Below are 24,110 nucleotides of genomic sequence, written 5' to 3' on the forward strand. Positions count from 1 at the left end.
ATGATGAATCTCGACTTTTCCTTCTACAACTGGAACCTCATCAGCACCTATGTGCTGAAAGGCTTCTACTTCAGCGTCGTCCTGACGGCCGTGGCCACGCTGGGCGGCATCTTCTTCGGCACCCTGCTGGCGCTCATGCGCCTGTCGGGCAAGAAGTGGCTGGACTTTCCCGCCGCGGCCTACGTCAACGGCATGCGCTCCGTGCCGCTGGTGATGGTGATCCTGGGCTTCTTCCTGCTGGTGCCCTTCGTGATCGGCCGCCCCATCGGGGCCGAAACCTCGGCCGTCATCACCTTCATCTGCTTCGAGGCGGCCTACTTCTCCGAGATCATGCGCGCCGGCATCCAGTCGATCCCGCGCGGGCAGGTCTTCGCCGGCATGGCCGTGGGCATGACCTACAGCCAGAACATGAAGCTGGTCATCTTGCCCCAGGCCTTCCGGAACATGCTGCCGGTGCTGCTCACGCAGACCATCATCCTGTTCCAGGACACCTCGCTGGTCTACGCCATCGGCGCCTACGACCTGCTCAAGGGCTTCGAGACCGCCGGCAAGAACTTCGGCCGTCCTGAAGAGGCCTACCTGCTGGCCGCCGTCGTTTACTTCGTCATGTGCTACGCCCTTTCCTGGCTGGTGAAACGCCTGCACAAGAAAATCGCCATCATCCGCTGACAGTTTGAGTGGCTAACCGGAGAAAGAAATGTCCGAAAAAATGATCGAAATCAAGAACGTATCGAAGTGGTACGGCCCGGTGCAGGTGCTCAACGACTGCTCCGTCAGCATCGCCAAGGGCGACGTGGTGGTGGTGTGCGGCCCGTCGGGTTCCGGCAAGTCCACGCTCATCAAGACCGTGAACGCGCTCGAGCCTTTCCAGAAGGGCGAGATCACCGTCAACGGCATCCCGCTGCACGACCCCAAGACCAACCTGCCCAAGCTGCGCTCCAAGGTCGGCATGGTGTTCCAGCACTTCGAGCTGTTCCCGCACCTGTCGGTGACCGAGAACCTCACCATCGCCCAGATCAAGGTGCTCGGCCGCTCGGCCGACGAAGCCAAGACCCGCGGCCTGAAGATGCTCGACCGCGTGGGCCTGATGGCGCACAAGGACAAGTTCCCGGGCCAGCTCTCCGGCGGCCAGCAGCAGCGCGTGGCCATCGCCCGTGCGCTGTCGATGGACCCCATCGTCATGCTGTTCGACGAGCCCACCTCGGCGCTCGACCCCGAGATGGTCGGCGAAGTGCTCGACGTGATGGTGAACCTCGCCAAGGAAGGCATGACCATGATGGTGGTCACGCACGAAATGGGCTTCGCCCGCAAGGTCGCCAGCCGCGTGATCTTCATCGACGTGGGCGGCCGCATCCTGGAAGACTGCTCGAAGGACGAGTTCTTCGGCCACCCGGAAAACCGCCAGCCGCGCACCAAGGACTTCCTCAACAAGATCCTGCAGCACTGATCGGCTGCCGCAAGGCCAGGAAGCAAAAGCCGCGCTGTCATTCGGGCAGCGCGGCTTTCTTGCTTTCGGCCAGGTCATGTTTGTGACTACGGGTTTTCCCTGATCTCGGCGCCTGTCGATTTTCATCAGGCTCATCCGACGTGCTATCGAGGGTCGTCCTCGATTTTCTTCAGGAGCAATCAATCATGGCTACCAACACCGTCCGTCTGCATCGCGTCCTTCGTACCTCGCCGGACAAGGTCTACCGCGCATTCGTCCAGCCCGGCGCCTTCGAGCGCTGGCTGCCGCCCTTCGGCTTCGTCGGCAAGATCCACGCGATGGAGCCGGTGGTGGGCGGCGCCTGGCGCATGTCATTCACCAACTTCGGCACCGGCAACAGCCATTCGTTCGGTGGCAAGTACCTCGAACTCGTTCCGGGCAAGCGCATCGCCTACGACGCGGCCTTCGACGACGCGAACCTTCCGGGCACGATGAAGACCACCGTGGTCCTGACCGAGGTGTCCTGCGGCACCGACGTCTCGATCGTGCAGGAAGGCATTCCCGAAATGATCCCGACGGAGATGTGCTACCTGGGGTGGCAGGAGTCGCTGGTTTCGCTGGCTCAGCTGGTGGAGCCGAACATTCCGGGCTGAAGGCTTCGCGCGAAGGCGAAGCGGCGATCTGAAGCAGGGACCGTCAAGGCAACCGCGAAATCCTCTGCGTCAGCAGATCGAAGAACCCCTGGGCATCGCCTTCCGCGATCCAGTTCACGTTGGCCGGCTTCTTCAGCCCGCCGTACCAGTCGACCACCGTCTGCCCGAAGCCCAGCCCCTCGCGGCTGTCGACTTCCACGTTCACCTTGCGGCCCCTGAAGAGCGAGGGCTGCAGCAGGTAGGCGACCACTGTCGCATCGTGCACCGGGCCGCCGGGCAGGCCGTAGTACTGCATGTCGTGCTGCACGTAGGCGTCGAGGATGTCGGCCACGGTCTTGCCGGCCTGGTTGCCCAGGCCGCGCAGCCTGGCGATGCGCTCGGGGCTCGTGAGCACCTTGTGAGTGAGGTCCAGCGGCAGCATGGTGATCGGCACACCGCTCTTGAGCACGATCTCGGCCGCGTGCGGGTCGGCGAACACGTTGAACTCCGCCGTGGGCGTGATGTTGCCGCCGTTGAAGTGCGCGCCGCCCATGAGCACCAGTTCGCGCAGGCCGCGCGTGATGTCGGGTGCCTGCGTGAGCGCCAGCGCGAGGTTGGTCTCGGGGCCGAGCATCGCGAGGGTCACGCTCTTCTCGGGCGCGGCGCGCAGCGTGCGGATCAGGTAGTCGACCGCGTTGCCCTCGGCCAGCGGCTGGCTGGGCTCGTGCACCTTCACGCCGGTGATGCCCTCGCTGCCGTGGATGTCGGCCGCGTAGATCGGCGTACGCAGCAGCGGGCGCGGCGCGCCGGCGTAGATGGCGATGTCGGGGCGCTTCGCCCACTCGCGCGCCAGGCGGGCGTTGCGCGAGGTCTTGGCAAGCGGCACGTTGCCGGCCACGGTGGTGAGCGCCTGGATCTTCAGCTGCTCGGGCGACGCCATGGCGAAGAGCAGCGCAATCACATCGTCGGCGCCGGGGTCGGTGTCGATGATGAGCGTGTGAGTAGTTGCCGGCGTGGCGTCTGTGGCGTGGGCCTTCGGGGCGATGAGGCTGGTGGTCAAGAGGGCGGCGAGTCCGAGAAGAAGAACCGGGAAGATCGTCGCCGCGAGGCGCGATGGCAATGACGACGGCGTTGCCGCTGCAGCAGCCCTGGAATGCATGAGGAACCTCCTTGCAGGCGCTGAAGAAGGGTGCGCCTTTCAAGTCAGTCTGCCAGAGCAACACACGCCGCGGACACCTGATCGCGCACGCATTTTCGGCTCCCGCGCGACCACCCGCAACGGCGCGTAGACCAAGGCTTTAGAGCCCGCGCGCAAGCGAAACGGAAAGTGCGCAAAGCACGCGACGAGGTTTCATCCGCGGCGCCCCGAAGCCGCGCACCGCCTGTTGCGAAAACGCCGCTTGCTCAGCCCCCGTTCGAACCAGTCAGCAGCCGCCGCGCGAAGAAGGCCAGTATCTCGTCGCGCGCAGCCACCGTCGGCTGCCCGGCCTCGTCGATCAGGTGCGCCGTCACCACGCTGTGCGGGCTCGCCACCACCTGCGCGAAGAAGGGCGGCGTGTCGGTACTGGCCGCGCTGTCGGGCAGCACGCGCGCGACGAAGCGTTCGCCCAGCGTCTGCTGGAAGGCCGCGAAGCGCTGCGCCCTGCAATGCCTGTCGCCCTCGAAGCGGTAGGCCATCACGGTCAGGTCTTCGCGCTCCAGCCGTTCGCGCACTGCGGCCAGCTCTTCGGGAGCCATGTTCATCGCCTCGGGCTTGTCCATCGGCAGCGAGGGCTGGCACATCACCGGCGCGAGCATCGCGGGCTCCAGCATCATCGAAAGCGCGAAGTTGCCGGTGAAGCACATGCCGATCGCGCCGACCCCGGGCCCGCCGCACTCCGCGTGCGCGAGCCGCGCCAGCGCGCGCAGCCACTGCGTGACCGGGCTCGACTCGTTGGCCGCGAAGGCGCGGAACTCGGCGCTCACGCAGGCGCGCTTGAACACCGCGATGCCTTCTTCCGCACCGGGCACGGCGCCGTCGCGGCCGAAGAGCGACGGCATGTAGACGCTGAAGCCCGCGTCACGTACCCAGCGTGCGAAGCGCGCTACGTGCGGGCTGATGCCGGGCATCTCGGTCATCACGATCACGGCCGGGCCCTGGCCCATGACGTAGACCTTCTTCTCGATGCCGTCCAGCGTGATCTGGCGTGCAGTGAAGTCGTCGAGCGGGTCGTCTTCGGTCAGGGGGCGTTGCTGTGACATGGAGTTCCTTTGCCGTTCAGGTCTTGCGAAAGTCGCGAAGCTTGTATTGGACGTTCGGTTTCACCACAATGGCAGTGTCCAATTCGACTCCTTTGAGGCTTTATCGGCCAACCCTCCAGATGCATGACTTCACCGTGCTGGTGCTGCCCGGCGCCTTCAACTCCAGCGTCGCGGTCACGATGGACATCCTCGGTGCAGCCGAAGCGATGGCCGACCGCGCAGGCGTCGCGCCGCCCCGCTGGCGCCTGTGCTCGGTGCATGGCGGACCGGTGCAGTTGCGCGCGGGCATGAGCCTCGACACCACGCGCCTGCCCGTGCGCCCGCGCGACGATCGCTCCACCTGGGTGGTGCCGGGGCTCGGCCTCAACACACCGGGCGAGATCCGTCGATGCCTCGAAAGCGACGACACAGCCAAGGCCATCGCCGCCCTCGCGCGCCACGCCAAGGCAGGCGGCCAGGTCGCGGCCTCGTGCTCGGCAGTGTTCCTGCTCAACGCCGCCGGCCTGCTGCAGGGCCGGCGCGCGACGGTCTCATGGTGGTACGCCCCGCTGCTAGCACGCATGGCACCCGGCTGCACCGTCGATGCCGACCGCATGGTCTGCTCCGACGGCCCCGTCGTCACCGCAGGCGCCGCCTTCGCGCAGACCGACCTGATGCTGCACCTGCTGCGCGAGCGCTGCGGCAGCGCGCTCACCGATCTGGTCTCGCGCATGCTGTTGATCGACGGCCGCCAGGCGCAGGCGCCGTTCATCGCGGCGGAGGTGCTGGCCAGCGGCAACGACCTGGTGGCGCGGCTCGCGGCGCGCGTCGAATCGGCATTGCCCGAGGCGCCCGCAGTGAGCGAACTGGCGCGCGAGTTCTGCATGTCGGAGCGCACGCTCTCACGGCACATCCACAAGGCCACCGGCAAGAGCACCCAGGCGCTGGTGCAGAGCGTGAGGCTGCGGCGCGCCCGCGCACTGCTCGAATCCAGCCGCATGACGGTCGAGCAGGTGGCGGGGGCGGTGGGGTATCAAGACGCCACGGCACTGCGGCGCCTGATGAAGAAGGTGGCCGGAGCGAACCCCAGCCGCTACCGCGCCTGAGCGGCAGGCGCGGCGGCTGTCGCTGTTCCCTGGATTACTTCTTGCGCGCGGCGATGGCCTGCTCGGCCTTCGCCACCAGGTCGGCGCCAATGGTCGACTTCCACTTGTCGTACACCGGCCGCGTCGCCTTCACGAACGCGGCGCGCTCGTCGGGCGTGAGGCTGGTCACGGTCACGCCCATGCCGGCGATGTCTTTCAGCACCGGCTTGTCGGCCTCCACCAGGCCCTTGCGCGCGATGGCGATCTCTTCCTTGCCCGCGTCGATGGCGGCCTGCCGCACGATGGCCTGGTCGGCCGGCGTCCACGAGGCCCAGATTTCCTTGTTGACCACGAACACCAGCGGGTCGGCCACGTAGCCCCAGGTGGTCACGAACTTCTGGCCCACCGTCTGCATCTTGAGCACCGTGAACAGGAAGAGCGGGTTCTCCTGGCCGTCGACCGCGCCGCTGGCCAGCGCGGGCTGCGCGTCGGCCCAACTCATCTGCGTGGGGTTGGCGCCCAGCGCGGTGAACATGTCGGAGTAGATGGGCGAGCCCACCACGCGGATCTTCATGCCCTTGATGTCGGCCGGCGACTTGATCGGCTTCTTCGAATTGGTGATCTCGCGGAAGCCGTTCTCGCCCCACGCCAGCGGCACCACGCCGGCCTTGTCGAGCGTCTTGAACATCTCCTTGCCGACCTCGCCCTGCGTGAGCGCGTCGATCGCCGCGTAGTCGGGCATCAGGAAGGGCATGGAGAACAGGTTGAGCTGCTTGACCTGCGGCGACCAGTTGATGGTCGAGCCCACGGCCATGTCGATCACGCCCTGGCGCAGCGCGCTGAACTCGCGCGTCTGGTCGCCCTGGATCAGCGACACGCCCGGGTACAGCTTGATGTTGATGCGCCCTTGCGTGCGCTCCTTCACCAGGTCTGCCCAGATCTTCCCGGCCTGGCCCCACGGCGTGGGCGGGCCCAGCACCAGCGACATCTTGTACTCGGGCTTGTAGGCGGCCTGCGCCATGGCGCCGGAAGAGAACATGCCGAGGGCGGTGGCTGCGGCTGCGAGGCCGAGCAGGGTGCGGCGGAATTTCATCTGATCTATCTCCTCGTTGTCAAAAAACGGACGGCGGAACAGCCGAACGCAGAAGTCGCAAAGGTCTCGCAGAAGTCGCAGAAGTTCTGAAGAATTTTGGTCTTCCTTCTGCGACCTTCGCGAAACTTTTGCGCCCTCTGCGTTCGGCTGCCCGCATTTCAATACCCCAGCTTGCGCGGCAGCCACAAAGCGAGTTCGGGGAAGACGATGACCAGCACCATCACCACGAACATCGAGAACAGCATCCAGCCCACCCAGCGCACGGTTTCTTCCATGCGCACCTTCGCGATGCGGCACGACACCATGAGGTTGACCGCCAGCGGCGGCGTGAACTGGCCCAGCGCCACCTTCAGCGTGAGGATCACGCCGAACCACACCGGGTCCCACTTGTAGTACTGCACGATGGGCAGCAGCAGCGGCACGAAGATCAGGAAGATCGACACGCCGTCGAGGAACATGCCCACGGTGATGAGCAGCAATATCAGCAGCGCCAGGATGCCGTACTCGCCCAGCCCCGAGTTCACGATGGCGCGCGTCACCGGGTCGATCACGCCCAGCGTCGAGAGCGAATACGCGAAGATGCCCGCCAGCGACACCACCAGCAGAATCACCGCCGAGAGCTCGCCCGACTCGCGCAAGATCACGAACAGGTCGCGCACCTTGATGGTCCGGTGGATACACATGCCCACGAAGAGGCCGTAGAACACCGCCACCACAGCCGCTTCGGTCGGCGTGAACCAGCCCGCGCGCATGCCGCCCAGAATGAGCACCGGCGCAGCCAGCCCCCAGGTCGCTTCGCGAAAGCTCTTCCAGAAGGGCGGGCGCGGCAACGTGGCCTCGAGCGCGCCCATCTTGTGCTTGCGGGCGAGCCACACGGCCGGAATCATCAGCGCCAGGCCCGCCATCACGCCGGGCACCATGCCGGCCGCGAAGAGCGCCGGCACCGAGGCGCCGGGCACCAGCACCGAGTAGACGATGAAGGCGACCGAAGGCGGAATCAGGATGTCGGTGGCCGCCGCAGCACCCACCACGCTGGCCGAGTAGGGCGCGGGGTAGCCCGCGCGCGACATGGCCGCGATCATCACCGCGCCCACCGCTGCCGCATTGGCCGGGCCCGAGCCCGAGATGCCGCCGAGGAACATGGCCACCGCAATGGCCACCAGCGGCAGCATGCCGGGGCCGCGCCCCACGATGGCGATGGCAAAGTTCACGAGGCGCAGCGCCACGCCCGAGCGGTCGAAGATGGAGCCGACCAGCACGAACATCGGAATGGCCAGCAGCGGATATTTGCCCAGGCCCGCATAGAAGTTCTGCGGCACGGCGAGCAGGCCGAACCATTGGGCGTCGCTGTTGGCCAGCGCGATGCAGGCGGCGCCCGCCAGGCCCAGCGCGGCGCCGATGGGCACGCCCACCAGCATCATCACGACGAAGGCGACGAAGAGCAGGGTGGCGATCACGATGCGTCGCCCTTGCCGTTGTTGTTGTCGTCAGCGTCGCTGTGCGTCGTCTCGCGTCCGCGGCGGATCATGAGGCCTATGGCCCGCAGCGCGATGGCGAAGGACACGATGGGCAGCCAGATCGAATACCACCACGAGGGCAGGCCGATGCCGGGCGTCGTCTCCTCGAAGCGGTAGTCGTCCCACACCATGCGGATGCTGAGCGCGCCGATGAGCGTGAAGAGCACGGCGATCATCAGCGCGCCGAACTGCGCCAGCCGCTTGCGCCGCGCCATCGAGCCGCTTTGGGAGAAGTACTCGATGCGGATGTGCCGGTCGCGCGCCACCGCGGCCGAGCCGGCCACCAGCGCCAGCATGATCATCAGGAACACCGAGAACTCTTCCGTCCAGGCGAACGAAGAATCGGTGAAGTAGCGAACGATGACGTTGGCAAAGGTGATGAGCGCCAGCGCGCCCATGATGATGACCGTGAGCCAGTCTTCGATGGCAAGGGGAACCTTGGTCGGTTCGTCTGCGGCTTCGATGTCGGGGGGAATGGGGCTGGCGGCGTCCAGCGTGGGGCCGGACTCGGTTGGAGTTGTCATCGCAGGATGGTCAGTGAGGCACGCACGAACGCCATGTCACCGGGCGGACGCCGGGACGCGTTCCGTACACCTCGACAGGGAAACTGTTACCGATGCTAGGGGGTCCATGACCATTCATGTATCGGGGGTTTCCTTAGCCGCTCGGCCTTGGGGCCGGCTCTTGGAGCGGCTTTCGGGGCGTGTGCGCAGGGCACCGGGTGCTCCCCTCCGCGAATGTCCTCCGGCCTGCGGCCTCCCCCTTTATTTCGCTGCGGGGAGCACCCGGCGCCCTGCGCACGGTGAGTGTGGTTGTGACGTTGGAGGTTCGACCGCTGCGGCGGATTGCAGGTGAATGTGTGTGTACCGCTGAGCTTTCGTGAGAGGCAGGCGGTGGACAAGTGGAGTTCCGAAGGGCTGGTGTCGGCTGCGGTGGGCTTGGGCATGACTGCGTTCAGTGTTCGCTTCAGTCCGGATTCCCGACGCGGAGATTGTGTCGTCGCTGTCGACACAATTGATCGAGTTTTTCAACAGAATCGACTGAGTGCAAGCATTCAACCGTACGCAATGTGAGTCAACTGCCGGCGCAATGCTGACGTCTACTGGCTTGAAGGATTTGGATAGGCTCCTTCTTGAGGGGCGGTCGGGATTCATGCGATCTCACGACAAAATGGCTGAACTCTCATTGGCGTGTGGGATACCCGAAGCTTTCGCCAATCGAGAATGTGCGGCTGAACCGCCTCTCAGCGGTTTCCTCTCGCTATCCTCAGGCCACCCGGATTAGTCCGGCGAAACAGCGATCGATACCGGCTTGACCGCGATAGCCTTCCGCCCATTCAGCGCTCTTCGAAAGATAGACGACCAGCTTGTTGTCTCTACGATTGCGGTCGTATTGTTGTGCAACCTGCAACCATTCCTTTGCGGGAAAGAAGAAGAACTCCTGCTCGTTCGCTTCCTTGCTTCCAAAGGCCAGCACAGCGCCTGCTTCCGCGAAACGCGTTGCATCCTCTCTATCGAGATTGAAGCCCGTGATTTTCGCCCTGTACTTCACCTGCACGGGCAGATGCCGGCTTCCATCAGGGGACGTGACTACGAGGTCGAATCCGTTGTCCACCAACGGTAGATAGACGTGCAGATGTCGCCCTACTAGAACCGTGGCAACAAACAGCTCCTTCGCTTTCCCGATCAGAAGAGTCTTGGTCATCCTGCTCTTTCACAATGTGTTGATTGTTGGACCCGACCCGACGAGAAGAACAAGCAAACAATGGCCGAAGGACGGCTCGCCGGACGGCTAGCTCACTGCGCTTTCAGCAATCGAACTGAATAACGCTGTATCCCCCACATGACTGCGAAGGTTTCGTCGACTTCATACCAGCGGCCGATGGGACGACCTGAACTGTGATTTGCGCCCATACAGGAACATTCGCAGTCGGCACCAACTGCATTCCAACACGCCGCAGCGCAAACCTCCTTCTCTCGGTAGAGCTGAATGACATAGCACGCGCGGTATCGCTCAAAAGCTAAGCGAATTGTTCGCTCAAACCAAGCCTGGGGAACTTCCCAAGCTCCGTTTTCTTTATCCCAAGCCGGTCTGTTTCTCTCGCCATTTCGAAGCCAAACTTTATTGTCTTGCGCGTAGGGAAGACGGACTAGCAACGGAGCGGGACGTTGCCGTTGGAATATCACGGGAAGCCAAGTCTGGCGCCAAAAACGGCTGAAGTCGTCAATAGGAGCTTTATCAGACATTGTTTTCCTAACGAATGCGTCCACCAGAATCTATGTGGGGATACGTGATCCGGCCGACGGCTTCCGCGGCGCTGTCTCGCCATCTGCGCACTACGCCGCCTTTCGGCCGTCGGTTAGCACTGAGTTGAGTGCATCGAACCAGTGCCGTGTGTGCACGATGCGCGCAATATGAGCTCCGGCGTCGAGGATCTCTGCCTTGGTCATCTGCGCGACGTGCTCCCAAGATTCCATCGGTAGCACATAAGTGGCGTTGTTCACGTGCGGGCATTCCAAGACGCACAGCTTCCATCGTGCGAAGCCGAAGACGGCGTAACCCTCGAAACCTCCAAGGCCAATGGCCACGAAGTCCGGTTTCTTGGCCCCTACGGCAGACAAGCGGGCACGTAGGACTCCCTGATTTCCCGCAGGAGCATGCTCGACCACATCTTCGAGGGCGGGCAATGCGGACTCCCACGGGTTGCGCCCCGGGGGTAGGAGCTGCCAGTGCAGGCGCCTTATGGGGGCATTGACCCAGCTGGTCAGGTTCTTGTCCAGCACTTCGAAACCGCCGAGTGCCTCGCGCATCATGTTGGCGCTGTTGGTCGCCACTATCGTGCTGGACTCGTCGTTGATGAACGGGCCTGCGACGACGTAGGCTTGACCATCGGCGCGGACCTTTACCTCCAACTCGATGCTGTAGGGCAAGACGTGAGTGCGGGGGTAGCGTTGGTACGGGACGTCAACCACCTTGGACTTCTCCTCGGTGTGGTTGCGACCCGCAAACTGCGTCCAAGTCCAGACGACTTGGCGGTAGGCGGTTTCTTTCGGCCGGTCGCGGTGGATGATGTCGAAGCCCTCGGCGTTGCGTCGGCATGCCGGCCCCTTACGCGCCGGGGGCAGTACGCGCTGGCCGGGGACGAGTGGCACATCGAAGCCGAGATTTTTCAGCCGCGTCTCGACGCCGGGGTGGACGATCAAGCCGAGCATGTACAGCTCGGACGGCTGGAGGTGCTTGAGGTACTTCGTAATGTTTCGGGTTTTCCGGTTAATCTGCATGGCTAGGGTTCCTTGGAAGTGAACGGGCTGCGGGAATGCCGCCCTTACCTACTAGGACTCCCTAGCCCGGCTCCGTGGACGCCGGCGCAAACAAAAAATTTTTCATTCGGCCCGTCCACGGCGGTGAGGTCGAGAGTCATAGGTAGGGAGACCTCGTCTATGTCTGCTATTCCCGAGCCCGAAGAGCGCCTGTCCAAGGCCGAGGTGGAGGCTGCCCTCAAGGGCCTGAGCCCGGCTGATTGGGCGCGTGCGACTTCCATCGCCACTGCCTTTTGCGGTGGTCTGACTGGTTGGACGCCGGACGATTTGCTGCAGGAAGCGCTGTGTAGCCTATTGGACGAAACGCGCATCTGGCGGCCCGGACTTCACCCTCTGGTCGTTCTCAAGACCGCGATGCGGAGCATCGCGAGCAACGCACGCAAGCACAATGGCGTTAGCCCCATCGATGAGAACGTGGTTGTAGACCCGTTCGAAGTCGGCGAGGATGAAAAGACGCCGGTGGCCCACGGCAAGGTCACCATCACCCCTGAGGACGAACTGTCTGGAAAGCAGCAGATGGCCGCTCTCTACGCCAAGCTTTGTGGCGATGAGGACCTGGAATTGCTCGCCATGACTTGGGCTGACGGTTTGCGAGGCGCTGACGCTCGCGACGCTCTCGGATGGGATGAGAAAACGTACGACGCGGCTCGAAACCGGCTCCTGCGCCGACTTAAAACGCTGGACCCCGACCGGAGACCGACATGAACACGAAGCCGACCAACGAATTTGACAACTTCATCGATGCCTTCGTCGATGAGCTAATTGCGACCCCTGACGACCGGATTCTGGAAGGCCTTGATCCGGCCTCAGTGCAAGCCAAGGGGCTTGGTCTTCTCCAGGCCGCCAAGACCAACGCCAGTCGTTCGCGGCTTGCTGCGGCCAAAGCCGGATACGCTGCCTTGAAGTCCAAGCCTGCCATGGCACCTCAGAACGTTTCGGCAGAGGAAGCGCGACGCTTCTTGGCACAGGCGGCCAATGACAACAGGTTCACCCTGGCTGCGCGCAACCTTGGCGAGCTATCTGATGACGAGGCGATAGCGCTATACGCAAAGCTCAAGAGTATCGAGTCATCCAGGGACGGAGATGACAAGTGACTTCAAGCATCGGCGAGCGCGCTGAGGCGTTAATTGCAGACTTGGGCATCAGTAGTCCTGATGAACTGGACATCGAGGCAATCGCCTTCGATTCCCAAGTCGAGGTCGTCTACGAGTCGATGACAGGATGCGAAGCGTCGCTCGTGGGTTACCGCGACCGTGCCATCGCCACCATCAATCCTTCGGGTGTTCGCGGACGCGAGCGGTTTTCCGTGGCACACGAACTCGGGCACTGGCACCTGCATCGGGGACGTTCTTTCAAATGCCGCGTGGACGACCCCAGCGCTAACCTGTCATCGGAGCGGGCCTTGGAGAAGGAAGCAGACAGCTTTGCGGCACACCTGCTAATGCCCGGTCCTCTGTTCAACCCCGTGATCGCGTCATTTGGGAAACCAACATTTCAGCAACTGACGCGCGTTGCAGGCGATTTTGAGACAAGCGTTATGGCCACTACGCTGCGTCTGGCCAACATCAATACGCTACCCGTCATCGTGGCCTGCTACGACCGCCAAGGCAGACGCTGGGCTATGCCCGCTCGCGACATTCCAAAGCGCTGGTTCCTCAAAGAGAAGTTGGACGAAGACTCTTTTACGTACGACTTGCTCTACCAGGGCAAAGAGTGCCGAGGATTAGGGAAACAGCCGGCGGACGTCTGGTTTGAGAATGATGATGCCGGCAAATTTGAAGTCCAAGAGCAGTGCATTGGCAGTGCAGAAGGCACAGCGCTCGTGATGCTCTACCTAGAGTCTTCGATGCTAGAAGCAGGATTCGACTGGACCGTCGGCCGAAAGTACAACGAGTATGGTTCTTACGTTGCTCGCAGAACGCCCACGCGCTAGCGCCAGACTCAGCATTCGCCGAAGCATTCTCAAGAGAACCTGATCGACCGCGGGCCGCGCTCCTGCGACCCGCAGACCAGCTCCTACCCGCCAGCCTCAGACGCCTCACGCCGCGCCTTCTCACTCATCTGAAACAACTCCCCCGCCTTCCGAGCCATCTCAGCCGCAAGCCAAAGCAGGTTATTCAGCTGCCGAGGCCCATCCCCGCTGCACCAGTCGATCTCTTCCCCGTGGCAAACCCACAGTAGAGCTTCAAGCTGAGTAAGGGTGTTCTCAAGAAGATCCGCCGGGTCTTGTTGGGCGGTTTCTGCGGAAGCTACCGGCGTAGTTGGCCGGGCTATAGTCTTGGTAGCCATTTTTGTGCGTTTCCTTTAGAGGTTGGTGCACGAACTTGGTTAGACGGCCGGGGTGTTACGAGCACCCTGGCCGTCGCCTTTTGATACCTCGCATCTGCATCGGCGCTTTCGCACCGACAACCTGCCGCGAGGCAAACAGCCTTCAAACATCTGGGTGGTGGATTGGTGTGCGGGCCTTTCTGCTCCCCTTGGTGGGGCATCGAGTGACAGGGGCATTCACTCTAGAGAAGAAGCCGGCGAAGAAGCCACTGCTACAGCACGAAGTCGCGCAGACTGCGAACTAATGCAGCTTCCGCAACGCGCTGCACATGCGCCTCGTGAGCCGCGCTGTGCAAGTCAGCAGCGGCACTCAACGCTCAGGCCGATGGGGTGCCTTGCGCAGCGAAATAAAGGAGGAGGCCGAAGGCCGGAGGACATTCGCGGAGCAAGGTACCCCGTCGGCCTGAGCGCCCCCGGAAAAGAGCAGAGCAGAAAGGCTCAGTCCATCCAGCCCCGAGCCCGGTCCAGATGCTCACGGCACTCGCGCACCATGCGTTCCAGCAGTTCCGCGCAAGTCGGAATGTCGTCGATCAGACCGATGCACTGGCCGGCCGAGACCACGCCGCCGTGCACCTCGCCAGACTCCAGCGCCGCACGTCCGCGCGCGCCGGCCACCAGTGGGCGCACGTCCTCGAACTCGCAGCCACCCGGCCGGTTCTCGGTGGCCACCACTTCTTCGGAGATGGCGTTGCGGAACACGCGCGCCGTGTTGTGCAGGGTGCGGAACATCAGCTTGGTGTCGCGCTCGGTCGCCTCCACCAGCGCCTGCTTGATGTTGTCGTGAATGGGCGCCTCCTTGGTCACGCAGAAGCGCGTGCCCATGTTGATGCCTTCGGCGCCCAGTGCCAGCGCTGCCGCCATGCCGCGCCCGTCGGCGATGCCGCCCGACGCGATGATCGGAATGCGCAGCTTGCGCGCCGCCACCGGCAGCAGCACGAGGCCGGGCACGTCGTCCTCGCCCGGATGGCCCGCGCACTCGAAGCCGTCGACCGACACCGCATCGACGCCGTTGCGCTCGGCCGAGAGCGCATGGCGCACCGAGGTGCACTTGTGGATGATCTTCACGCCGTGCTCCTTCAGCGCCGCGATGAAGTCCTTCGGGCTGTTGCCCGCGGTCTCGACGATCTTCACGCCGCTGTCGATGATGGCCTGCACGTACTCCGCATAGGGCGGCGGCTTCACCGCCGGCAGGATCGTGAGGTTCACGCCGAAGGGCTTGTCGGTCATCGTGCGCGTGCGCTCGATCTCGTGGCGCAGGTCGTCGGGCGTGGGCTGCGTGAGCGCGGTGACGATGCCGAGGCCCCCGGCGTTCGACACGGCCGACGCCAGCTCGGCGCGGCCCACCCATTGCATGCCGCCCTGGATGATCGGGTAGCGGATGCCCAGCAGTTCGGTGATGCGGGTCTTCATCGTCGCGGCCTCTCGCTTACAGCGCCTTCACCAGTTCCGGCACGGCCGTGAACAGGTCGGCCACCAGGCCATAGTCGGCCACCGAGAAGATCGGCGCTTCCTCGTCCTTGTTGATCGCCACGATCACCTTCGAGTCCTTCATGCCGGCCAAGTGCTGGATCGCACCGGAGATGCCCGCTGCGATGTACAGCTGCGGCGCGACGATCTTGCCCGTCTGGCCCACCTGCCAGTCGTTCGGGGCGTAGCCCGCATCGACGGCTGCGCGGCTGGCGCCGAGACCGGCGTTGAGCTTGTCCGCCAGGGGTGCCATCACCTCGGTGAACTTCTCTGCGCTGCCCAGGGCACGGCCGCCCGAGACGATGATCTTGGCTGCCGTCAGTTCCGGACGCTCGCTCTTCGTGACTTCGCGGCCCACGAAGCTGCTCTTGCCGCTGTCGGCCACGCCTTCAGCCGATTCGACGGCGGCGCTGCCACCGGTGGCTGCTGCGGCGTCAAAACCGGTCGTGCGAACGGTGATGACCTTGGTCGCATCGCTGCTCTGCACGGTGGCAATCGCGTTGCCGGCGTAGATCGGGCGCTCGAAGGTGTCTGCGCTCACCACGGCGGTGATGTCGCTGATCTGAGCCACGTCGAGCTTGGCGGCCACGCAAGGCGCGACGTTCTTGCCGTTGGCGGTCGAGGGGAACAGAATGTGGCTGTAGCTGCCGGCAATCGCCAGCACTTGCGCAGCGACGTTCTCGGCGAGATTCTCGGCAAGGCTAGGGCTGTCGGCGGCGATGACCTTGGTCACGCCTGCGATCTGTGCGGCGGCCTTGGCAGCTTCGGCTGCATTGGCACCAGCCACGAGCACGTGGACGTCGCCGCCGCAGGCCAGGGCTGCGGTCACGGTGTTGAGGGTGGCCGGCTTGATGCTGGCGTGGTCGTGTTCGGCAATAACAAGTGCGGTCATGTTCAGATCACCTTCGCTTCGTTCTTCAGTTTGTCCACCAGCGTTGCAACGTCGGGCACCTTGATGCCAGCGCCACGCTTCGGCGGCTCGGCGACCTTCAGGGTCTTCAGGCGCGGCTTCACGTCCACGCCCAGGTCTTCCGGCTTGACCGTGTCGAGCTGCTTCTTCTTGGCCTTCATGATGTTGGGCAGCGTCACGTAGCGCGGCTCGTTCAGGCGCAGGTCGGTGGTGATGACTGCGGGCAGCGTCAGCGCCACGGTCTCCAGGCCGCCGTCGACTTCGCGGGTGACGGTGGCCTTGTCGCCTGCGACCTCGACCTTCGAGGCGAAAGTAGCCTGGGGAAGATCGGCCAGTGCAGCCAGCATCTGGCCCGTCTGGTTGGCGTCGTCGTCGATGGCCTGCTTGCCGAGGATGATCAGTTGGGGCTGTTCCTTGTCAACCAGCGCCTTCAGCAGCTTGGCCACGGCCAGGGGCTGCAGTTCTTCAGCGGTTTCCACCAGGATGCCGCGGTCGGCGCCGATGGCCATGGCAGTGCGCAGGGTCTCCTGGCTCTTGGCATCGCCGCAGGAGACGGCGATGACCTCGGTGACCACGCCCTTTTCCTTCAGTCGAACCGCTTCTTCAACGGCGATCTCGTCGAAGGGGTTCATGCTCATCTTGACGTTGGCAATGTCCACTCCGGTGCCGTCGCTCTTCACGCGCACCTTCACGTTGTAATCGACGACCCGTTTGACGGGCACCAGAACCTTCATGGCTGTTCCTTTGAATAACGAAGAAGAAATGAATGGATGAGCGCAGGGCTTACTCGAGCTTGGCGCCCGACTGCTTGATGAGGCGCTCCCACACCGGGCGCTCGGCCTTCCACGCGGTGGCGAAGAGCTCGGGCGAACTCTCCTTGATCTCGAAGCCCATGGCCGCGACGCGCTCGCGCACGTCGGATTGCTGCGTGGCCTTGCGCACTTCGTCGGCGATGCGGTCCACGATGGGCTTGGGCGTCTTCGCGGGCGCCGCGATGGCGAGCCAGCCGGTCACGCGGTAGGCCTCGTCCTTCAGGCCCTGCTCGGCCAGCGTGGGCACATTGGGCAGGGTGCTCATGCGGCGCTCGCCGCTCACGCCGATGGCGCGGATCTTTCCGGAATCGATGTGCGGCTTGGCGACCAGCGCGCTGGCGTAGGCCATCTGGATCTGGCCGCCGATCAGGTCCTGCATCATCGGCGCCTCGCCCTTGTAGGCGACGTGGCTCATGTCCGACTGCGTGGCCAGGCTCATGTGCGCGCCGGCCAGATGCGGGTACGCGCCGATGCCGTAGGAGCCGTAAGCCACCTTGCCCTTGTTGGCGACGACGTACTTCAGCAGTTCGGGGCCGGTCTTGGCCGACACGCTCGGGTGTACCACCAGCACCAGCGGCGCCGCCGCGATCTGGTAGACCAGCGTGAGGTCGCGCGCCGTGTCGTAGGGCAGCTTCTCGTAGAGGAACTCGTTGGTCATGAGCGAGTTGCTCAGGCCCAGCACGATGGTGTAGCCATCGGGTGCAGCCTTGGCGACCGCGTCGGTGCCGATGATGCCGGCCGCGCCCGGTTTGTTGTCGATGACAACGGGCTGGCCCATGCCGGCCGACATCTTCTGGCCGATCACGCGCGCGAGCACGTCGGTGGCGCCGCCCGCTGCGAAGGGCACGACCATGCGGATGGGCTTGCTGGGGTAGGGGGCCTGTGCCTGCGCTGCGGGCAGCGCGCACAGCGTGGCGGCGGAAGCGGCGGCGCACAGCAGGGCGCGGCGGTTCGGAAAGTGGAAGGTCGTCATGGCTTGTCTCTGTCTATCGTTTCTGAAAAAGATCACTGCGTTGCGATGCGCGTCTTGAAGGGCAGGGGCTCCAACGCCTTGTGCAGCCGCTCCTGCAGTGGCGCGGCCAGCGCGCCCGCCGCGGCGCCGTCGATCTGCACGCGCACGAGGCTCTCGCCCTCGGTCTTCACCACGGGCCGTGCGGCCTCGGGCACGCCCAGCTCGGCGCAGGCTTCGGCGACGGCGGCGTTCACCACCTGCAGCGCGGCCATCGCGCGCAGCTCGGGCTTGTAGATCTTTCCGACGTTGGTCATCGGCATGGTCGCGATCACCGACACCCACTTGGGCCGCGCCGGGGCCTCGTCCACGCGCGCGGAGGTGAAGGCCAGCAGCTCTTCTTCGGTCGCCGAGGCGCCGGGCACCAGCGTCGCGAAGATCACGGGCAGCTCGCCCGCGTAGGCATCGGGCGCGCCCACTGCGGCGCACAGCTGCACGGCGGGGTGGGCGCCCAGCGCGTCTTCAATCGTCTTGGGGTCGATGTTGTGGCCGCTGCGGATGATGAGGTCCTTCGAGCGGCCGGTGAGGTTGAGCCGCTCCTCGTCGTCGATCCAGCCCAGGTCGCCGGTGGCGAGCCAGCCGTCGGCGGTGAAGGCCTTGGCGTTGTCGGCCGGGTCCACGAAGCCCGAGAACACGTTGGGCGACTTGAAGAGCACCATGCCCTGCTGGCCGCGCGGCATCTCGCGGTCGGTCGCGTTGCCGTTCTCGTCGAGCGCCACCACGCGCATCTGCATGTACGGCAGCCGAAAGCCCACGCAGCCCGCGGGCCCGTTCACGCCGGGCGGCGTGATGGTCGAGATGCCGGCCATCTCCGTCATGCCCAGGCTCTCGTGCACGTGCAGGCCGAACAGGCGCTCGAAGCGCGCGGCCAGCTCGGGCGCGAGCACGGCGGCGCCGGTGCGGCAGTAGGTGATGGAGGAGATGTCCGCGCCGTCCAGCGGCACATTCGCCAGCGCCGCGAGCACGGTGGGCACGGCCGACAGCGAGGTCGGGCGGTACTTCGCCACCAGCTTCCAGTAGTTGGCCAGCACCTCCTTGTTGCGCAGCAGCGAGGGCGTGGGAATGATCACCTCCACGCCCGCCGACAGCGACGAGAGCGAGGCCGGCAGCACCCCCGCCACGTGGAAGAGCGGATAGCCGTTGATGGAGATGCCGTTCTCGTTCATGCCCGCGACCTGCACGCTGGCCCATGCGGTGAACACCTGCGCGCCGTGGCTGTGGCGCGCAAGCTTGGGTGCGCCGGTGGTGCCGCCGGTGTGGAAGTAGGCGGCGATGTCCGAAGGCGCGATGTCGCGGCCGCTCACGAGGCGGTCGTCGGGTTGCGCGGTGCGCAGCAGGTCGAACTCGGCCACGCCCTCGGGCAGTGTTCCGGCGGCTCCCGGCGCCTCGTCGTGCGGCGCCACGCGCAGCACGGTGGTGAGCGTGGGCACCTGGCCGCGCAGGCGCATCGCCTTCGACCACATGCCCGATTCGGCATCCGAGCCGTAGGCGATCAGCACCTTGGCGCGGCCGGCGGTCATCAGCGCGACCAGCTTCTCGTCGGTGAGCAGCGGATTCAGCGGCTGCACGATGCCGGCGGCCTCGCCGCCCCACAGCGCCAGGTGGTACTCCAGGCAGCCGGGCAGCAGCACGGCCACGGCGTCGTCCGGCCCCACGCCCAGCGTGTGCAGCATGTTGGCGGTCTGGTGGATGCGCGCGAGCAGCTCGGCATACGACCAGCGGATCGGCTCGTCGGCCGGGTTGCCGGTGCGCAGGAAGGTCAGCGCGGTCTTGTCGCCGAAGGCATGGCCCGCGCTGCGGAAGATCTCGTAGGTGCTGCGCACCGTGAGCGCCTGCTCCAGCGGCGTTTCCTCGAGCTTGCGGATGTCGGCGAGGCTGCGAACGGGCAGGGCGGGGCGAAACGGCGCGCCGACCGGGGTGCTGTAGTTGTTCTCGTACTTCTGCGTCATGTCTTTGTCTCCTTGATGTCGTCGCCCTGCCGGCCCGGTTGTTCTACTGGTTCGTGATGTGGTTGTCGCGAATGACCTTGCCCCAGCGCTCGAAATCCTCGCGCATGCGCACGCCCGTCTGCTCCGGCGTGCGGTAGGCCGCGAAGGTGCCGACGCTCTGCAGCTTCTCCTGCACTTCCTTGTCGGCCAGCGCCTTCTTCAGCTCGGCGCTCATGCGCTCGACGATGTCCTTGGGCGTGCCGGCCGGTGCCAGCAGGCCGCCCCACGAGGTGGCGTCGAAGCCGGGGAAGCCCTGCTCGGCCACCGTCTTCACGTCGGGCAACAGGCTCACGCGCTGGCCGGAGCCGACCGCGATGGCGCGCAGCTTGCCGGCCTTGACGTGCGGCAGCACGCCCACGAGGTCGGAGAACATCGCGGGCACCTGGCCGCCGATCAGGTCGGTCACGGCCGGTGCGCTGCCGCGGTAGGGCACGTGCTGCATGTCGAACTTGCCGATGGTCTTGAGCTGCTCGGTCGTCAGGTGGCCGAAGCTGCCGGCGCCCGCGCTGGTGTAGTTGAGCTTGCCACCCTCGGCCTTGGCCTTGGCGATCAGGCCCTGCACGCCGGTCACATCGGGCAGCGACTTCGGATTGACCACCAGCACGATCGGCAGGTCGTAAATGCTGCCCACGGGCGTGAAGTTCTTGAAGATGTCGTAGCCGGTGGGGCCGTAGAGGTGCGAGGCCAGCAGCGTGGGCGTGGCCAGCGTCACGAAGGTGTAGCCGTCGGCCGGCGCGCGCGCCGCGGTGGCCGCGCCTACGGTGCCCGAGGCGCCGCTGCGGTTGTCGATGACGATGCTCTGGCCGAGCGAGGCCGACATCTTCTGCGCCACGATGCGCGAGGCCACGTCGGTGGGGCCGCCGGGCGGGAAGGGCACGATCAGCGTGATCGGCTTGGCGGGCCAGGCCTGGGCGAAGGCTGCGCCGGTGACGAGGGGCAGGGCGAGTGCGAGGAGCGCGCGGCGCAGGGGGCGGAAAGCGGGAGAGGCCATGGACTTCATTTCTTCAAGGATTCGGTTCGTTCGTTCATTCGTTCGCGCTCATTCAGACGACGCCGCCGGCCTTCAGCGCGGCCAGCTTCTCGTCCGACAGCCCCAGCAGCGACTGCAGCACGTCGTGCGTGCCTTCGCCCAGCGTGGGCGGCGCGCTGCGTACTGGCAGGCGCTCGCCGTCGAAGCGGTAGGGCGGCGCGAGCACGTTGACCGTGCCGGCCACGGGGTGCGGCTGCGTGGTCACCAGGCCGGCTTCGGTGGCGCGCTTGGAGTTCAGCGCTTCGAGCAGGCCCAGCACCTCGCCGCAGGGAATGCCCGCGGCGGTGAGCTTTTCGAGCAGGTCGGCGCGCTGGCGCTTCGCGAGTTCGGCATGCAGCTCGGGCAGCAGTACCGCGCGGTTGGCCGAGCGCAGGATGTTGGTCTTGAAGCGCTCGTCGGCCGCGAGGTCGGGCCGCTCGATCACCTCGGTGCAGAAGCGCGCGAACTGCGCGTTGTTGCCCACGGTGATGACCAGCGGGCCGTCGGCCGCGTCGAACACGCCGTAGGGAACGATCGACGGATGCGAGTTGCCGTAGCGCGGCGGGTCTTCGCCCATGAGCAGCGCTTCGAGCCCGTAGTAGGCGGTGATCATCAGGCCGCAGTCGAAGAGCGCCATCTCCACGTGCCGGCCCTTGCCGGTCTTCTCGCGCTGGTAGAGCGCGGCAAGAATGGCCTGCGCCGAGTACATGCCGGTGAACAGGTCGACGGCGGCCACGCCGAACTTCAGCGGCGGCTGGTTCGCCTCGCCGTTGAGCGCCATCAGGCCGGCCTCGCCCTGCACCACCAAGTCGTAGCCGGGGCGCGCGGCCTCGGGGCCGGTGCGGTCGTAGCCCGAGATCGAGCAGTAGACGAGGCGCGGGTTCTCCTTGCTCAGCTGCTCGTAGCCCAGGCCCAGCTTGTCGATGCCGCCGAACTTGAAGTTCTGGATCACCACGTCGCACTGCCTGGCAAGGTCACGCGCGAGCTGCTGGCCTTCGGGCGTCTGCAGGTCGAGCGTAACGGAGCGCTTGTTGCGGTTCACGCTGTTGAAGTAGGCGGTCTCGGTCTTGCCGACGCGCAGGCCCCAGTCGCGGGTGTCGTCGCCGCGGCCCGGGTGCTCCACCTTGATGACTTCGGCGCCCATGTCGGCCAGCACCATGCCGCACCAGGGGCCCGCGAGGATGCGGGACAGATCGAGAACGCGCACACCGGCAAGCGGCAGCGATGAATGGGGCAAAGGCATGAGATCAGCTCCCTGGAAACGAGAAAGCCCCGCACGGTGCATGCGTCGTGCGAGGCGAAAGGACGGGTAGGGCGGCCCGCGTCAGGACGCGTCCTGCTTGCGGCCGCGCAGCGCCGCGAAGTCGGCCTTGCGCTTGCCCAGGAAGGCGCCGATGCCTTCGGCCGCCTCGGCATCGCCTTGCGACTCGACCATGAACACGGCCTCGGCTTCGAGCTGCTCTTCCAGCGTGGCGCGGTGCGCCTGGCGGCACAGCGACTTGATGCGGGCGCTGGCGCGTTCCGGCCCGTTCGCCACCTTGGCCGCGAGCGCGATGGCCTCTGCCAGCGCGGCACCCTTGTCGGTGAGGCGGTTGACCGCGCCCAGCGCATGCAGCCGCTCGGCCGGCATGCGGTCGCCGGTCAGGCACATCTCGGTGAGCACCTGGCGCGAGACGAACTCCGACAGGAAGGCCGTGGCGCCGCCGTCGGGCGTGAGGCCGACCTTGACGTAGGCGACGGTGAAGAAGGCGTCGCGCGCCGACACCAGCATGTCGCAGGCCAGCGCCATCGACAGGCCCGCGCCTGCCGCGCCGCCCTCGACGGCTGCGATCACCGGCTTGCTGCAGTCGCGCAGCGCGCGGATCAGGTTGTTGAGGCCCTCGAGGATCTGGCGTCGCTCCGACGCCGGCAGCTCGCGACGCTTGGCCAGCAGGTTCAGGTCGCCGCCCGAGCAGAAGAAGTCGCCCGCGCCGGTGAAGACGATGGCGCCCACCTCGGGGTCGTTCTGCGCGTCGGCCAGCGCGGCCGACAGCTCGGCGTACAGCGTCGGCGTGATCGCGTTGCGCGAGGCGGGGTTGCTGTTGGTGAGAATGCGCACCGCACCCTCCTGCGAGATCAGCACCGTCTTGTTGTCGCTCATGCTGCGACCTCCTTGCCGGATTCCTTGCCCAGGGCGATGTAGCGCTGCAGATGGTGGTCTTCGTCGCCGAGCTGGTGGTCGATCATCACGAGGCGCTTGGCGTAGTGCGGCAGAGGCAGCTCCCAGGTCATGCCGATGCCGCCGTGCATCTGGATGCTCTCTTGCGCCACCAGCGCGCCGATGCGGCCGATGCTGAACTTGGCGGCCGACAGCGCGCGCTCGCGCGTGAGGCGGTCGCCGGTGTCGATGGCGGCTGCCGCGTTGATGACGGCCGAGCGGGCCTGCTCGATTTCAAGCAGCAGGTCGGCCATGCGGTGCTGCAGCGCCTGGAAGTTGCCGATCAGCGTGCCGAACTGCTTGCGCGTGCGCAGGTAGTCGAGCGTCGCGGTCTTGGCGGCTTCCATCGCGCCCAGCGCTTCTGCGCACAGCGCGAGCACGCCGCGGCCGATGGCGCGTTCCAGCGTGGCATGGCCCTGGCCTTCGGCGCCCAGCAGCGCGTCGGCGCCCAGCTTCACGCCGTCGAAGGAGAGTTCGGCGACCCGGCCGCCGTCGATGGCGGGGCAGCCGCGCACCGTGAGGCCGGCCGTCTTCGCGGGCACGAGAAAGAGCGAGATGCCCGCTTCGTCGTCCACGTTGCCCGAGGTGCGGGCCGAGACGAGGAACAGGTCGGCCTGCTCGCCCTGCGGCACGACAGCCTTGGTGCCGTGCAGCACCCAGCCGTCGCCATTGCGCTCGGCCTTGGTCTGCACGCGGGTGCGCTCGTAGTGCGTGTCGGCTTCGTCGTGCGCGAAGGCCGCGACGACCGCGCCGTTGATGATGTCGCCGAGCTTTTCCTTCTGCGTGTCGCTGCCGGCGGCGCTGATCGCCTCGCCGACCATCACCGCGCCCAGCAGCGGCTCGACCACCAGGCCGCGGCCCAGTGCCTCGAAGACCACGGCGATGTCGAAGCCGCCACCGCCGAAGCCGCCATCGGCCTCGCTGAAGAGCGCACCGATCACGCCGAGTTCGGCGAACTGCTGGAAGATTTCCTTGCTGAAACCGTGCTCCGACTTCGCGATGCGGTCGCGCGCCTCGAAGGCGTACTGCTCGCTGATGAAGCGGTTCAGGCTGTCGGCGAGCATGCGCCGGTCTTCGGTGTGTTCGAAGTTCATGGC

At 65.6% G+C, this 24,110-nt stretch carries 23 protein-coding genes; 7 read left to right on the forward strand and 16 right to left on the reverse strand.

What is annotated here, in order from left to right:
- The 3 genes from ABL843_RS04320 to ABL843_RS04330 all read left to right on the forward strand — a co-directional run bounded on the left by ABL843_RS04320 (position 1) and on the right by ABL843_RS04330 (position 2,079).
- Positions 1 to 669, forward strand: coding sequence for an amino acid ABC transporter permease (locus tag ABL843_RS04320; RefSeq protein ID WP_184634543.1), 669 nt, complete (start codon positions 1 to 3; stop codon positions 667 to 669).
- 40 nt (positions 670 to 709) lie between these two features.
- Complete coding sequence (locus tag ABL843_RS04325) at positions 710 to 1,447, forward strand: amino acid ABC transporter ATP-binding protein (protein ID WP_126021710.1); 738 nt, start codon at positions 710 to 712, stop codon at positions 1,445 to 1,447.
- A 185-nt stretch (positions 1,448 to 1,632) separates the two neighbouring features.
- On the forward strand, positions 1,633 to 2,079 hold the full coding sequence (locus ABL843_RS04330) for an SRPBCC family protein (RefSeq protein WP_418119100.1): 447 nt from the start codon (positions 1,633 to 1,635) through the stop codon (positions 2,077 to 2,079).
- Between the two features lie 43 nt (positions 2,080 to 2,122).
- Here ABL843_RS04330 and ABL843_RS04335 read toward each other — a convergent pair whose 3' ends face one another.
- Positions 2,123 to 3,217, reverse strand: a complete 1,095-nt coding sequence (locus ABL843_RS04335; protein WP_418119101.1) for a nucleoside hydrolase — start codon at positions 3,215 to 3,217, stop codon at positions 2,123 to 2,125.
- Between the two features lie 245 nt (positions 3,218 to 3,462).
- On the reverse strand, positions 3,463 to 4,299 hold the full coding sequence (locus ABL843_RS04340) for a dienelactone hydrolase family protein (protein ID WP_418119102.1): 837 nt from the start codon (positions 4,297 to 4,299) through the stop codon (positions 3,463 to 3,465).
- Between the two features lie 119 nt (positions 4,300 to 4,418).
- On the opposite strand from ABL843_RS04340, the gene ABL843_RS04345 reads away from it, so the two are divergent.
- Positions 4,419 to 5,384 carry a GlxA family transcriptional regulator gene (locus tag ABL843_RS04345; RefSeq protein WP_418119103.1) on the forward strand — a complete coding sequence of 322 codons (966 nt, stop codon included), beginning with the start codon at positions 4,419 to 4,421 and terminating at the stop codon, positions 5,382 to 5,384.
- Positions 5,385 to 5,418: 34 nt separating this feature from the next.
- Here ABL843_RS04345 and ABL843_RS04350 read toward each other — a convergent pair whose 3' ends face one another.
- The 5 genes from ABL843_RS04350 to ABL843_RS04370 form a co-directional block, all read right to left on the reverse strand.
- Positions 5,419 to 6,456 (reverse strand): DctP family TRAP transporter solute-binding subunit, encoded by a 1,038-nt coding sequence (locus ABL843_RS04350; protein ID WP_418119104.1) that lies wholly within the window; start codon positions 6,454 to 6,456, stop codon positions 5,419 to 5,421.
- 158 nt (positions 6,457 to 6,614) lie between these two features.
- Entirely contained in the window at positions 6,615 to 7,913 is a 1,299-nt protein-coding gene (locus ABL843_RS04355; protein ID WP_126021517.1) for a TRAP transporter large permease, read from the reverse strand.
- Complete coding sequence (locus tag ABL843_RS04360) at positions 7,910 to 8,497, reverse strand: TRAP transporter small permease (RefSeq protein WP_418119105.1); 588 nt, start codon at positions 8,495 to 8,497, stop codon at positions 7,910 to 7,912. The genes ABL843_RS04355 and ABL843_RS04360 overlap by 4 nt, the downstream gene beginning before the upstream one ends.
- 742 nt (positions 8,498 to 9,239) lie before the next feature.
- Entirely contained in the window at positions 9,240 to 9,677 is a 438-nt protein-coding gene (locus ABL843_RS04365; protein ID WP_418119106.1) for a hypothetical protein, read from the reverse strand.
- Positions 9,678 to 10,309: 632 nt separating this feature from the next.
- Positions 10,310 to 11,254 carry a hypothetical protein gene (locus ABL843_RS04370; protein ID WP_418119107.1) on the reverse strand — a complete coding sequence of 315 codons (945 nt, stop codon included), beginning with the start codon at positions 11,252 to 11,254 and terminating at the stop codon, positions 10,310 to 10,312.
- A 159-nt stretch (positions 11,255 to 11,413) separates the two neighbouring features.
- Between ABL843_RS04370 and ABL843_RS04375 the strand changes: the two genes are divergently transcribed.
- Genes ABL843_RS04375 through ABL843_RS04385 form a run of 3 tightly spaced genes read left to right on the forward strand, consistent with a single transcriptional unit; the run spans position 11,414 to position 13,226 of the window.
- Positions 11,414 to 11,998 carry a hypothetical protein gene (locus ABL843_RS04375; RefSeq protein ID WP_418119108.1) on the forward strand — a complete coding sequence of 195 codons (585 nt, stop codon included), beginning with the start codon at positions 11,414 to 11,416 and terminating at the stop codon, positions 11,996 to 11,998.
- Complete coding sequence (locus ABL843_RS04380; RefSeq protein WP_418119109.1) at positions 11,995 to 12,387, forward strand: hypothetical protein; 393 nt, start codon at positions 11,995 to 11,997, stop codon at positions 12,385 to 12,387. Before ABL843_RS04375 ends, ABL843_RS04380 begins: the two co-directional genes overlap by 4 nt.
- Positions 12,384 to 13,226 (forward strand): ImmA/IrrE family metallo-endopeptidase, encoded by an 843-nt coding sequence (locus ABL843_RS04385; RefSeq protein WP_418119110.1) that lies wholly within the window; start codon positions 12,384 to 12,386, stop codon positions 13,224 to 13,226. The genes ABL843_RS04380 and ABL843_RS04385 overlap by 4 nt, the downstream gene beginning before the upstream one ends.
- A gap of 833 nt (positions 13,227 to 14,059) precedes the next feature.
- On the opposite strand, the gene ABL843_RS04390 is transcribed toward ABL843_RS04385, so the two are convergent.
- The 9 genes from ABL843_RS04390 to ABL843_RS04430 form a co-directional block, all read right to left on the reverse strand.
- Positions 14,060 to 15,031 (reverse strand): NAD(P)H-dependent flavin oxidoreductase, encoded by a 972-nt coding sequence (locus tag ABL843_RS04390; RefSeq protein WP_418119111.1) that lies wholly within the window; start codon positions 15,029 to 15,031, stop codon positions 14,060 to 14,062.
- Positions 15,032 to 15,047: 16 nt separating this feature from the next.
- Positions 15,048 to 15,980, reverse strand: a complete 933-nt coding sequence (locus ABL843_RS04395) for an electron transfer flavoprotein subunit alpha/FixB family protein (protein ID WP_418119112.1) — start codon at positions 15,978 to 15,980, stop codon at positions 15,048 to 15,050.
- A 2-nt stretch (positions 15,981 to 15,982) separates the two neighbouring features.
- Positions 15,983 to 16,732: an electron transfer flavoprotein subunit beta/FixA family protein gene (locus ABL843_RS04400; protein WP_019656080.1), complete on the reverse strand. Its 750-nt coding sequence runs from the start codon at positions 16,730 to 16,732 to the stop codon at positions 15,983 to 15,985.
- A gap of 49 nt (positions 16,733 to 16,781) precedes the next feature.
- A complete protein-coding gene (locus tag ABL843_RS04405; protein WP_418119113.1) occupies positions 16,782 to 17,783 on the reverse strand; it encodes a Bug family tripartite tricarboxylate transporter substrate binding protein in 1,002 nt (333 codons plus the stop codon).
- Between the two features lie 32 nt (positions 17,784 to 17,815).
- Positions 17,816 to 19,768: an acyl-CoA synthetase gene (locus ABL843_RS04410; protein ID WP_418119114.1), complete on the reverse strand. Its 1,953-nt coding sequence runs from the start codon at positions 19,766 to 19,768 to the stop codon at positions 17,816 to 17,818.
- A gap of 43 nt (positions 19,769 to 19,811) precedes the next feature.
- Positions 19,812 to 20,798: a Bug family tripartite tricarboxylate transporter substrate binding protein gene (locus ABL843_RS04415; protein ID WP_418119115.1), complete on the reverse strand. Its 987-nt coding sequence runs from the start codon at positions 20,796 to 20,798 to the stop codon at positions 19,812 to 19,814.
- A 52-nt stretch (positions 20,799 to 20,850) separates the two neighbouring features.
- Positions 20,851 to 22,059: a CaiB/BaiF CoA transferase family protein gene (locus tag ABL843_RS04420; RefSeq protein ID WP_418119116.1), complete on the reverse strand. Its 1,209-nt coding sequence runs from the start codon at positions 22,057 to 22,059 to the stop codon at positions 20,851 to 20,853.
- A gap of 81 nt (positions 22,060 to 22,140) precedes the next feature.
- The gene (locus tag ABL843_RS04425; protein WP_418119117.1) at positions 22,141 to 22,956 is read right to left on the reverse strand and encodes an oxepin-CoA hydrolase, alternative type; all 816 of its coding nucleotides are present in this window, start codon (positions 22,954 to 22,956) and stop codon (positions 22,141 to 22,143) included.
- Positions 22,953 to 24,107 (reverse strand): acyl-CoA dehydrogenase family protein, encoded by a 1,155-nt coding sequence (locus ABL843_RS04430; protein WP_418119118.1) that lies wholly within the window; start codon positions 24,105 to 24,107, stop codon positions 22,953 to 22,955. Before ABL843_RS04430 ends, ABL843_RS04425 begins: the two co-directional genes overlap by 4 nt.
- Between the last annotated feature and the right edge of the window lie 3 nt (positions 24,108 to 24,110).

The sequence above is a fragment of the Variovorax sp. 350MFTsu5.1 genome (assembly GCF_048302515.1).
GTDB classification, from domain to species: domain Bacteria; phylum Pseudomonadota; class Gammaproteobacteria; order Burkholderiales; family Burkholderiaceae_C; genus Variovorax; species Variovorax guangxiensis.

Bases quoted from the DNA above. Each gene is read 5' to 3' on its own strand.
- ABL843_RS04320 (WP_184634543.1), top strand. From the start codon at position 1: ATGATGAATCTCGACTTTTCCTTCTACAACTGGAACCTCATCAGCACC.
- ABL843_RS04325 (WP_126021710.1), top strand. From the start codon at position 710: ATGATCGAAATCAAGAACGTATCGAAGTGGTACGGCCCGGTGCAGGTG.
- ABL843_RS04330 (WP_418119100.1), top strand. From the start codon at position 1,633: ATGGCTACCAACACCGTCCGTCTGCATCGCGTCCTTCGTACCTCGCCG.
- ABL843_RS04335 (WP_418119101.1), bottom strand. From the start codon at position 3,217: ATGCATTCCAGGGCTGCTGCAGCGGCAACGCCGTCGTCATTGCCATCG.
- ABL843_RS04340 (WP_418119102.1), bottom strand. From the start codon at position 4,299: ATGTCACAGCAACGCCCCCTGACCGAAGACGACCCGCTCGACGACTTC.
- ABL843_RS04345 (WP_418119103.1), top strand. From the start codon at position 4,419: ATGCATGACTTCACCGTGCTGGTGCTGCCCGGCGCCTTCAACTCCAGC.
- ABL843_RS04350 (WP_418119104.1), bottom strand. From the start codon at position 6,456: ATGAAATTCCGCCGCACCCTGCTCGGCCTCGCAGCCGCAGCCACCGCC.
- ABL843_RS04360 (WP_418119105.1), bottom strand. From the start codon at position 8,497: ATGACAACTCCAACCGAGTCCGGCCCCACGCTGGACGCCGCCAGCCCC.
- ABL843_RS04365 (WP_418119106.1), bottom strand. From the start codon at position 9,677: ATGACCAAGACTCTTCTGATCGGGAAAGCGAAGGAGCTGTTTGTTGCC.
- ABL843_RS04370 (WP_418119107.1), bottom strand. From the start codon at position 11,254: ATGCAGATTAACCGGAAAACCCGAAACATTACGAAGTACCTCAAGCAC.
- ABL843_RS04375 (WP_418119108.1), top strand. From the start codon at position 11,414: ATGTCTGCTATTCCCGAGCCCGAAGAGCGCCTGTCCAAGGCCGAGGTG.
- ABL843_RS04380 (WP_418119109.1), top strand. From the start codon at position 11,995: ATGAACACGAAGCCGACCAACGAATTTGACAACTTCATCGATGCCTTC.
- ABL843_RS04390 (WP_418119111.1), bottom strand. From the start codon at position 15,031: ATGAAGACCCGCATCACCGAACTGCTGGGCATCCGCTACCCGATCATC.
- ABL843_RS04395 (WP_418119112.1), bottom strand. From the start codon at position 15,980: ATGACCGCACTTGTTATTGCCGAACACGACCACGCCAGCATCAAGCCG.
- ABL843_RS04400 (WP_019656080.1), bottom strand. From the start codon at position 16,732: ATGAAGGTTCTGGTGCCCGTCAAACGGGTCGTCGATTACAACGTGAAG.
- ABL843_RS04405 (WP_418119113.1), bottom strand. From the start codon at position 17,783: ATGACGACCTTCCACTTTCCGAACCGCCGCGCCCTGCTGTGCGCCGCC.
- ABL843_RS04410 (WP_418119114.1), bottom strand. From the start codon at position 19,768: ATGACGCAGAAGTACGAGAACAACTACAGCACCCCGGTCGGCGCGCCG.
- ABL843_RS04415 (WP_418119115.1), bottom strand. From the start codon at position 20,798: ATGGCCTCTCCCGCTTTCCGCCCCCTGCGCCGCGCGCTCCTCGCACTC.
- ABL843_RS04420 (WP_418119116.1), bottom strand. From the start codon at position 22,059: ATGCCTTTGCCCCATTCATCGCTGCCGCTTGCCGGTGTGCGCGTTCTC.
- ABL843_RS04425 (WP_418119117.1), bottom strand. From the start codon at position 22,956: ATGAGCGACAACAAGACGGTGCTGATCTCGCAGGAGGGTGCGGTGCGC.
- ABL843_RS04430 (WP_418119118.1), bottom strand. From the start codon at position 24,107: ATGAACTTCGAACACACCGAAGACCGGCGCATGCTCGCCGACAGCCTG.